Here is a 9,851-nt window from a genome sequence, read left to right as displayed (position 1 = left end):
GCGGGCGTGGCCGGAGCGAAAGCGCGACAGGGTGGGTGTAAGCAACCGAATCCTACGCGATATCAGCGCATTGCGCCACGCCCGCCAGCCTCAAAAAAAGCCGTCATGAATAAGATGGGTTAGCGGCGCGGCGACCCCACCTACCAATTTTTGAACGCTCGGTAGCATTCCGGTCGGGCTTGGACGGAGCGGGTGTCGCTGTGAGAAATGATAGTCCTAATGATACTCATCAAGACAATCGCAATGACAACGGGGGCTATCGCCGGATTGAGCTGATCACCGGGACGACGCGCCGACGGCGCTGGAGCGATGACGAGCGGGCGCGGATTTTGGCGGAGAGCTTCGAGGCGGGCGCGAACATCTCGGCGGTCGCCCGCCGGCACGGCGTGCATGGCGGCCTGCTGCACTCGTGGCGCAAGAAAGCCAGGATGCGGGCTGACGAAGCGGCGCAGACGGATCCACCGCTGTTTATTCCAGTAGCGGTCGCCAAGGCGAACGGCGACGTCTTGCAAAATCGCGCTCGCCGCACCGCCGCTAATCGAAATCAAAAATCAGCCTGTGGCTGCGGCGTGCCGCTTGCAGTCCACAGGGTGAGACGCCCGCCGAACATAGAGTATCCGAATGTCGCGAATCATTGAGACCGCTGCAAATGTGGCGGGGACATTGCGCAAACTTGCAATGGGTGTTCCGGGCGAAAAGCAAGGTGGTTATTCGCGATGGATGAATGTCGCGTCTGCTTTACAGTTTTTGATCGGCAGGAAACTTGGCTTCCCCGGAACACCCGCGCTGACGCTCGGTTGCAACGGCAAAATTCATAGCTGGACTCTCGTCGAGCGGAGCGACCTTACGGTTCTGGAGGAGGTGTTTCTCAATCAGGAATATGCACTTGACGGCGTCGCTCCAGACGTCGTGTTCGACCTTGGCGCAAATATCGGAGTCTCCGCCATTTTCTTTGCACATCGGTGGCCGGAAGCGCGAATTTTCGCGATCGAACCCAGCCCCGGCACGTTCAAGCGTCTTCAGGTAAATACTGCAATGTATCCGAACATCACATGCATTAATTGCGCCGTTAGCGGCGCGGACGGAGTTGCGGACTTTGTGATCTCTCCAAATCACATCAGTTCCAGTTTGTTTCGAAAGCTCGAAGGAGCCAGCACTGTGCCGGTAGAGGTGCGATCTTTTGCGAGTCTCCTCAGGCAAGTCGGAGTCGATCATGTTGATGTCGTCAAATTTGATGTTGAAGGCGCTGAGGACGCCTTTTTTCTCGATCCAAGCCCGATCCGGGACGTCTCTGCCCTGATCGGAGAGATTCACAAGGATTTACTTAACTGCTCATTAGGGGAATTTCTCGGTCGCTTTTCCGAGTTCGAGATCGAAACACGTGTCGATGGGCCAGTTCATATGGTGGTCGCCGCCACCAGGCGGACACGATGAAATCCTTCACGAGCGTCTTCGGAACAAGCTGGCTTCAGGGACGTAAGCTGCTGCCGCTTTTAATCTCGTATACGACTAATTTCACCGGCGATGTCGTTGACCTTGGTTGCGGCCGCAGCCCTTTTCGGCCGCTTTTTGCGACCGCTCGCCACTTCATCCGCGTTGATCGTTACGCTGTTGATCCCGAGGTCATCGTGATCGACGATCCGAGGGCTCTTCCGCTTGAATCCTCATCGGTTGACATGGTTCTCGCGGCCAGAATGCTGGGTGATCTTCCTGACCTGCCAGCCGTTATGCGCGAACTCGCTCGCATTTTGAAGCCCGAGGGCAAGATCCTTGTCTACGAGGCCATCAGCTATCCCCAGCATGATTTGCCCCATGATTACTGGCGGGTTTTGCCGGCCGGACTTGAATGGGCCGCTACGGGAGCGGGCTTGAGCGTGACGCGCGTTGAATACATGGGCGGATATTTCACCAACCTAGCCCTTCACTGGAATTTGTTTTTTGCGGGAAATCTCACGCGCTTCGCGGTGTTGCGGCCGCTGGCGGGATTGGCGGTCACCTGCGGCAACCTAATTTTTGCGACGCTTGATCGAATCTTGCCACGTCCGGCGCTCGCTACGGATTATTTCGCCTGCGTTGTAAAGAGCGGTGCGCCTGATCCAGAGGCTGTCTCAGAATGAAAGTTGCAATTGTAACCGTGACGTTGTCCCATTTCGAGGTCCCGCTTTTCCGACTCGCATCCTCGCTCGCAGGTCTCGATGTGCGCGTCTTTCACTGCGAAAAAGAGAGCAACAATTTCTTTGATGAGAGTTATGGCGTCGTGATCGATTGGGGCGAGGATCGTCGCGCGGGGTTTCCTAACCAGTTCTGTGAAACGCCAGGACGTCTTGCCCGCGACGTCCTTGCCTGGAAACCGGATGTCGTATTGCAATACGGGTATCTCTGGAGGGGCGCGTTTGCCTTTTTCGCGCAGATGCGCATGCGGGGCATTCCCGTCGTCCATCGCGGCCTTCTGACGCCCTATCGGAACACGCGGCAAAACGCCCTTGTAGGCGCGGCATGGCGGATCATTCAGCCAATGTTGCTGCGGCGTTTTCAGGCGCATCACTATGGCGGCAGTTACAGCGAAGCCGTGCTCAAGCGTGCAGGCATACCCGAGAACAGGTGCTATTTCGTACCGTTTTCCGTCGACACTCCTCATTTCGCCAGCAAGGCGGACGATGTCGAGGAAAAACGCCGAGCGCTGGCGTTGCGTCGATGCTTGGGATGGGCCGAGGACGCGCACGTGCTGCTTTTCATGTGCCAGCAGAACTGGTTCAAAGCTCCGGATGTCGCCGTAAAAGCCGCGGCCGCTGCGCAGAAGGTCGTTCCTGGGATCAAACTGATCATGGCGGGTTCCGGTTCGATGACCGACGAGTTGAAGGCCCTCGCCGCAAGCAATCTTTTGCCCGGAAGTTTTCATTTTCCAGGTTTTGTTCAAAGCAAGGATTCGATGCGCTACTATCTGGCGTCTGACCTAGTGATGTTCCCGTCGCGCTACGACACATGGTCGCGCGGCGTGAACGAGGCCATGTTGGCGCGACGTCCGTGCATCGTTTCGCGTGTCGTGCCGGCTGCAGGAGGCTTGGTGGATGACCGTGTGAACGGCTACGTTGTTGACGGACTGGAGCCTGGGGGCTTTGTCAATTGCATCGGCGCCTATCTCGGCCAATCGACAGCCGAGCGCGCCTCCATGGGGGAGGCGGCGCGCGCGCGCGCGATGTCGTTCTCATACGAGGTGCATGCCGACGAACTCTACCGTAGCTTTACCGAAGTCGTATTGTAATCATCTTGGAAATCAGTATGTCCAAATACAGTCATATTTCACTGAGCTACGTCATCAATCGCATTTCGCAAATGGCTTATCAAAAATTGCATCCTGACGCTCCTTGGCTAACCGGAGGTGCAATCGCGTTTCTCGACCAATGGTTGCGTCCAGACGACACTGGGGTCGAATGGGGTTCGGGGCGGAGTACGCTCTGGTTCGCAAAGCGCGTAGCCCATCTCACTTCGATCGAGGATAATCGCCAATGGGCCAAGATCGTCAGGAACATGCTTGTCGAGAATGGGATTGGCGATACAGTCGATTATCGTTTTGTCGCCATTTCACAAGACGTCAAAGGTCCTTCGAGCCCGTACGTGCAGTGTGTTGCTAATATATTGCCGGGTAGCATCGATTTCTGTCTCGTCGATGGCGATTTGCGAGATCACTGCGCGCTCGCGGCCATCGACTTGTTGAAGCCTAGCGGCTTGCTGATAATAGATAATGCGGAACGCTATTTACCAAGAGAGCCGGTTAGCCGATCACCAAATTCGCGAAGCATGAAAAGCGGTCATGAATCAGAAGAGTGGGCCAAGTTTTCATCTGCGATTGACGGTTGGCGTTGTTTTTGGACATCAAACGGAGTTAGTGATACGGCCTTTTGGATAAAGCCGTGTTCGGAATAACAGTAGATGTATAGGTAATTCGAAGAGTTGGGGTCGAAATAAACGAGATGGACGATTTTAGGCAATCGTTAACTTTGTAGTCGCTAAAATTGCTTATTTCGGATTTCGAGACTCACAACATGTTCATGTGCGCAACCGTGCGGCTGGGTCGGGTTGAATAATCAAAACGTATGATATTATTGAACATCACGGCGACCGTTGCTGAAGGTTGGCGGCGCGCCCGTTTGCGGGAGTGACGAATGTTGTGGTCGCGAACGCGGACGGGGCCAAAATTCTTTTTCAAAAGCCCTGTCGCCAAGGGAAGCAGGAGGTGCTCCTGGTGTCAAGCCTAAGACGTATTGTCAAAAATGTCGCCTATGGGCTCGCCGATGCGCTGAACGTCACCGGGTTGTGCCGCAAAACCAGGAAAGACGCGCTGACAATCGTCACCTACCACAGTTTTGGCCCGGCGGAGGAGTATCCCTATCTTCATCGTCTGGCGCCAGGGAAGCTCTCCGCACAACTGGACCATCTCGGGCGTCATTACGACGTTGTTCCGTTGCAGGAGGGATTGATGCGTCTTGAACGCCTGCAGGGCGCCGCACTCGATCGACCAATGGTCGCCATCACGGTCGATGACGGTTTCGCTGACAATTACGACTATCTGTTTCCTGCGCTGCGTACGCGTGGCTTGCCCGCAAGCATCTTCGTTGCGACCGACTTTCTGGACACTGATCGCTTGCCGTGGCCAACCCGAATTGATTACCTTTTGCGCTATGCAAGAAACCGGAACGTCCGCGCGCCGATCGCGGTGAACCTTGAAACGGTGAACGCGGGCGTTGCTCGTCGGGTCCTTTATCGCCATTTTAGTCGCCTTAGCGGCTTCGAAAGACAAGAGGCGTTGGAAGCGCTCGAAACCGCGATGGCGCCGCAGGGACCAACTCAGGCCCCGCCGTTGAGTTGGGCGCAGGTGCGCGAGATGCAGGCCTCCGGAGTCTCGTTCGGCAGTCATACGCGCTTTCATGGCTGGCTTGATTTGCTCTCTCCCGAAGAGGTGGGGGCCGAACTTTCCTATTCACGCGAGCGGATCGAAGCGGAAGCGGGCGAATGTCCTATGCTGGCCTATCCAAATGGCAATTGGAGCGCGGATGTCGTGCGGGCGGCCGCGAAAGCCGGCTATACCTATGCATTGACGCAAGATCATGGAGTAAGTCGGGCGGGCGGGGCGCCGCCGCTGGCTCTCCCGCGCATTCAAGTGCCGCATGACGAAACACTGAGTGTTTTCGCCTGTCGAGTGGCAGGAGTTGCTTTGTGACAAATTATACAGAACGATGATCTCACCAACAGCAACAAAGACCCCTAAGATTCTGATCGTCGGTAGTCGGTTGAGTGGAGGTGGGGCAGAAAATCACACGCGGCTGCTAGCGAAGCACCTGTTCGGCGGAAGCGCGAAAGCCGCCTTGTTTCAGACAAGCCGTGATGACGCGTCCGAGTTCGAGCAACAATTCGACCTGGGATGGCGAGGTTCGCTTTCCAATCCGAGAGTCGTTTACCGTCTTGCGCGATTGCTGCGACGTGAGCCGTTCGATGCGCTTATATCGCTCGGCTTTTATCCGAACACCTTCTCATGTATTGCCGCGAACACCCTGCGAAGACGTCCGGCGCTTCTAATGATGGAGATCACCCGGCCGCATACCGCGAGTCTTCAAACGACCAAGGTCCGACATATCCTGACTCACGCCGCGCGCAGGTTGACCTATCCTCTGGCGGACCTTGCTCTTGCGAACTCCGATGACGGTCTCGACGAAGTCGTTCGACATTACGGCGTCCCGCGAGACCGTATCCGACGCGTACCCAACATCGTGGAGCCGGATACGCTTGAAAGTCTTGCCCGGGAGGACGTCCACGTCGTCCGGGACAGCGGTTCGTTCTCGATTTGTGTCGTCGCGAGGCTTGATCCCGTCAAACGGATCGACACCATCATTGAGGCGACCGCGGGACTTCCCCGAGATCTGCCCTGCTTCGTTGACATTTTGGGCGACGGTCCCGAAAAAGAAAAGCTTCAAGCCCTCGTCGCAAAGCGCAAGCTGGAAGGGCGAGTGTGCTTTCATGGCTGGAGCCGGAATCCCTGTCCATTGATTCGGCGCGCAAACGCGCTGGTCCTCACTTCGGAATTGGAGGGCTTTTCCAACACCGTGCTCGAAGCGTTGGTCCTCGGTACGCCAGTCGTCACAAGTTTTTGCAGTTCAGATGCTCGAGCCATGGTCGTTGGCGGGGCGGCGCTCGGGTTTCCCGTCGGGGACCACGGGGCGTTGAGTGCGCAGCTCATGCGTCTGTTCAACGAACCCGAACTGCGGCGCACTCTCGGTGAGGCAGCGCGACGGTTCGCCGAGCAGCATTGCGTTCCCGACGCCTTACAGGCATATGAAGACTTCATTCGAGAGGCAATCTGCCGCCGCGAACACTCTCACCAATCCGACGAGAGTGTTTTCCGTCCTCGCGCTCATTAATCGGCTGATTGATCCTCCATGTGCGGCATTAACGGAATATTCGCCTATCATGGCGCGGCCGCCCCGGTGAAGCCGACGGAAGTGCGCAGCACGCGCGATTACATGGCGCGGCGCGGCCCGGATGATTCCGGAGAATTCTATGCCTGGGACATGCGTATCGGCTTTGGCCACCGGCGTTTGACGATCATCGATCTTTCTGATCGAGGTGCACAACCGATGAAATCGCGCGATGGAAGATATGTCATAACCTTCAACGGAGAAATTTATAATTTCCGGGAACTTCGCCGCGAACTTGAAGCCAGCGGGGTCGAATTTTGCAGTGAATCTGACACGGAAGTGCTGCTAAATCTATATGCAGCGAAGGGCGAAGCCATGTTGCAAGACCTGCGTGGCATGTTTGCTTTCGCCATATGGGACGCTGCTCGAGAAAATTTGTTCCTTGCACGGGACTGCTACGGCATAAAGCCGCTCTATTACAACGACGACGGAAGAACCTTTCGTTTCGCGAGCCAGGTCAAGGCCCTGCTGGCGGGCGGCGGCGTGTCCCGAGAACCCGATCCGGCCGGTGCCGTGGGCTTTCATCTTTTCGGTAGCGTTCCGGAACCCTTTACAAGCTACCTCAACATCCGCGCTCTGCAAGCTGGCGCGGCGCTGTTGTTGAACAGCCGCGGCTCCACCATTCGGCGGCACCACTCGATCGCAGAGATTTACAGCCGCGCGCAGTCAAGCAAACCTGCGGAGCCGGTGGATGTTCGCGAGGCGCTGCGCGAATCTGTGCGCCGGCATCTTGTCGCGGATGTGCCCGTTGGCGCATTTCTATCGTCCGGAATAGATTCCGGAGCGCTGGTCGGCCTGATGCGCGACGTGGGCGCAATCGACATTAAGACGATCACGGTCGGTTTCAATGAGTTTCTTGGCTGGCCGGAGGATGAGACACGCCTCGCCGCCGAGGTCGCCAAAACCTACGGCGCGAAGCATACGACACGTTTCGTCTCGCGCGCGGAATTTGAAGCTGACCTGCCTAAAATTTTCGAGGCGATGGACCAGCCGAGCATCGACGGCGTCAACGGATGGTTCGTGTCCAAGGCTGCGCGTGAGCTCGGCCTGAAAGTGGCGATATCCGGCCTCGGCGGCGACGAACTCTTCGGCGGCTATCCGTCTTTTTCCGATCTGCCCCGCTGGTCGCGTTTTTTTTCCCTTCCCTCGCAAATTCCTTTTCTTGGATCGACCGCGCGAACATTGATGGTGCCGATGACGTCGGCCTTCGGGCTTAGCCCGAAGGCCGCGGGTATGCTGGAATATGGCGGAAGTTACCCAGGCGCCTATCTGCTGCGGCGTGGACTTTTTATGCCTTGGGAACTCGGCTCTGTCCTCGATCAGGAGACTGTGAAGCTGGGTATGCAGCGCTTGTCGCCCCTGCAATTGATCGGGGCGGAGTTCGGTGGATTGCCGCTTCAGGATCGAGCCCGCGTCGCGGTGCTCGAATCGAGTTTCTACATGCGCAACCAGCTTCTGCGCGACATCGACTGGGCCAGCATGGCGCATTCCCTGGAGGTCCGCACGCCGTTGGTCGATTGCACGCTTCTGGCGAGTCTGGCGGCCAGTGGCGGTCCCCATAAATCAGACCTAGCGGCAGCTCCCGCGATAGCATTGCCTTCGGTCGTCACGAACCGGTTGAAAACGGGTTTTTCGATACCGATCGATGCCTGGATGGGAAGGCTCGTCGAAGACAAGGGCAAAGGTCATGCGCGCCCGCAGTCAGCCTATAGGGCGTGGGCTCGTTTCGTCTGGAAGAACAGTGTTGGCGCCAGTTGACCTAATAGACTGCTAAAAAAATCTTTCGCTTAAGGCATCTTCGTGATTCCCTCGCATTGTGGAGGGAGCGACACATGCGTGGGACGGACGAACGGTCGGGGCTGCTTTTCAGCTATGTTGATCTTGAGGCTCGGGTGCGGTCCGATCATGCAAGACGCCCGATTTGTAAATTTCATGACACGGAGATAGCGGATGAATACCGAGCAGTTGCTCCAGATTTTTTATTCGGGTCCGCAATACGATGGCACGACCCGTTTTTATGACTGGATCCGTGAATATGCGAGTCCGGAATCTAGAGTATTGAATTATGGCGCGGGCCCGGCTACCGTTGACCGTAGGCGAAGTCTTAAAGGTTATGTCGCTGAAATCGTTGGCGCCGATATTGACCCAATCGTTCTTCAAAATGAAGAACTTGATAATGCGGTTATGATTGTGGGTGACGAAACCACACTCGAAGCCGAGTATTTTGACCTTGTGTACAGCGACTTTGTGCTTGAGCACGTCGAGCGACCCGAGATGTTCCTCAAGGAGGTTTTTCGCGTTCTAAAACCAGGAGGAAGTTTTTTCTTCAGAACTCCATGTCTTTATCATTACGTAGCCATTGTATCCGCGCTGACCTCGCAGCGTTTCCACTTGCAGATAGCCAACAAAGTGCGCGGGCTTAGCGAGAAGTCGCATGATCCTTGGCCAACATTCTACCGCATGAACACGCGCTCACGCCTTCGCCGACTGGCGAATGTGGCAGGGTTTGACGAAGCACAATTGCGCATGCTCGAATTCGAGCCGTCCTACCTGCAGTTCAACCCGGCGCTGTTTCTCTTGGGTCTTGCTTATGAACGAACTGTCAATGCAACCCGCGTCCTGGAAAATCTGCGCGGGAACATATTTGGAAGACTTGTCAAGTGAGGTGTCATCTAGTCCCAGGGCAATCGCATTTCAAAACAGGGTCAATAGGCGAGCGAGGTAGGCTTCATCCCACCCGGCTCGTTTGATCTTTCCTCGGAGCGAGCCTTTTTCACCATCTTTTTGCATGACGTTCAGGGCCATGTGTCGGAGAACGGCGAGATTATGGGGTGCGTTTCCCAAACGGCTTCGGTCCTGATCCTCATTCATGATGACATCGAGCCGCCAGTGCAACCGATTTTCGACGCCCCAATGCGCACGAACGACCTCGTTGAATCGTTCGGGCGTCAAAGGCGCGCTGAGCAGATAATAGGCAGTCTCGAACGTTGTCTTGTCGGCGGTTTCGCGCATGCGTTCGACCTTGCCAACGGCGGCCAGCCCCGGCCATTGGTGCTCTTTGATCAGCCAGACGATATCGGTCGATACCGTAGCTGTGCGGGTTTCGATGCGGCCATGATCAGCCTCGACGACCGGCGCGGCGGTAATCGTTTTGGTGCCGGGATCGTTGAGATAAAGCACGACGTCATCATGAAGCGTGCCCTGATTTCCCTTCAGGGCCAGAGCGTAGTCGCCGCCTTGATCGACGATCTGCTGGGCGATGGCGCGCTGGCAATTGAGCGCGTCGGCGGTCACGATCGTTCCTTTCAGCCTCAGCATCTCCAGCAGTTTCGGCACGGCGGTAATTTCGTTCGATTTCGCGTCGGTGGCGATCTGCGCCAG

Annotated in this window: 10 protein-coding genes; 9 read left to right on the top strand and 1 reads right to left on the bottom strand. The window is 56.4% G+C overall.

All coding sequences use genetic code 11. The features are described from left to right. The first annotated feature begins 200 nt into the window (after nt 1–200). From QZY01_RS08925 to QZY01_RS08885, 9 genes are all read left to right on the top strand, one after another. Entirely contained in the window at nt 201–638 is a 438-nt protein-coding gene (locus tag QZY01_RS08925) for a transposase (RefSeq protein WP_294536084.1), read from the top strand. After that, on the top strand, nt 622–1,434 hold the full coding sequence (locus QZY01_RS08920) for an FkbM family methyltransferase (RefSeq protein WP_294536080.1): 813 nt from the start codon (nt 622–624) through the stop codon (nt 1,432–1,434). The genes QZY01_RS08925 and QZY01_RS08920 overlap by 17 nt, the downstream gene beginning before the upstream one ends. Then, complete coding sequence (locus tag QZY01_RS08915; protein ID WP_294536077.1) at nt 1,431–2,117, top strand: class I SAM-dependent methyltransferase; 687 nt, start codon at nt 1,431–1,433, stop codon at nt 2,115–2,117. Before QZY01_RS08920 ends, QZY01_RS08915 begins: the two co-directional genes overlap by 4 nt. Next, nucleotides 2,114–3,262: a glycosyltransferase family 4 protein gene (locus QZY01_RS08910; RefSeq protein ID WP_294536074.1), complete on the top strand. Its 1,149-nt coding sequence runs from the start codon at nt 2,114–2,116 to the stop codon at nt 3,260–3,262. Before QZY01_RS08915 ends, QZY01_RS08910 begins: the two co-directional genes overlap by 4 nt. Before the next feature lie 17 nt (nt 3,263–3,279). Continuing rightward, nucleotides 3,280–3,924 (top strand): hypothetical protein, encoded by a 645-nt coding sequence (locus QZY01_RS08905; RefSeq protein WP_294536071.1) that lies wholly within the window; start codon nt 3,280–3,282, stop codon nt 3,922–3,924. Between the two features lie 244 nt (nt 3,925–4,168). Beyond that, nucleotides 4,169–5,218 (top strand): polysaccharide deacetylase family protein, encoded by a 1,050-nt coding sequence (locus QZY01_RS08900; protein WP_294536068.1) that lies wholly within the window; start codon nt 4,169–4,171, stop codon nt 5,216–5,218. Further along, a complete protein-coding gene (locus QZY01_RS08895; RefSeq protein ID WP_294536065.1) occupies nt 5,181–6,413 on the top strand; it encodes a glycosyltransferase in 1,233 nt (410 codons plus the stop codon). The genes QZY01_RS08900 and QZY01_RS08895 overlap by 38 nt, the downstream gene beginning before the upstream one ends. 18 nt (nt 6,414–6,431) lie before the next feature. Then, a complete protein-coding gene (gene asnB, locus QZY01_RS08890) occupies nt 6,432–8,228 on the top strand; it encodes an asparagine synthase (glutamine-hydrolyzing) (protein ID WP_294536062.1) in 1,797 nt (598 codons plus the stop codon). A gap of 192 nt (nt 8,229–8,420) precedes the next feature. Continuing rightward, nucleotides 8,421–9,134: a class I SAM-dependent methyltransferase gene (locus QZY01_RS08885; protein ID WP_294536059.1), complete on the top strand. Its 714-nt coding sequence runs from the start codon at nt 8,421–8,423 to the stop codon at nt 9,132–9,134. A gap of 30 nt (nt 9,135–9,164) precedes the next feature. Here QZY01_RS08885 and QZY01_RS08880 read toward each other — a convergent pair. Further along, nucleotides 9,165–9,851 (bottom strand): ISAs1 family transposase (locus QZY01_RS08880; protein ID WP_294536056.1); only part of this gene is annotated, 687 nt, incomplete at its 5' end.

The organism is uncultured Rhodoblastus sp., assembly GCF_903903185.1.
GTDB lineage: Bacteria > Pseudomonadota > Alphaproteobacteria > Rhizobiales > Beijerinckiaceae > Rhodoblastus.
This window is presented reverse-complemented; position numbering and strand designations above follow the sequence as displayed.

Coding starts and splice junctions, on each gene's coding strand:
- QZY01_RS08920 (WP_294536080.1), top strand. CDS start 622: ATGTCGCGAATCATTGAGACCGCTGCAAATGTGGCGGGGACATTGCGC.
- QZY01_RS08915 (WP_294536077.1), top strand. CDS start 1,431: ATGAAATCCTTCACGAGCGTCTTCGGAACAAGCTGGCTTCAGGGACGT.
- QZY01_RS08910 (WP_294536074.1), top strand. CDS start 2,114: ATGAAAGTTGCAATTGTAACCGTGACGTTGTCCCATTTCGAGGTCCCG.
- QZY01_RS08905 (WP_294536071.1), top strand. CDS start 3,280: ATGTCCAAATACAGTCATATTTCACTGAGCTACGTCATCAATCGCATT.
- asnB (WP_294536062.1), top strand. CDS start 6,432: ATGTGCGGCATTAACGGAATATTCGCCTATCATGGCGCGGCCGCCCCG.
- QZY01_RS08885 (WP_294536059.1), top strand. CDS start 8,421: ATGAATACCGAGCAGTTGCTCCAGATTTTTTATTCGGGTCCGCAATAC.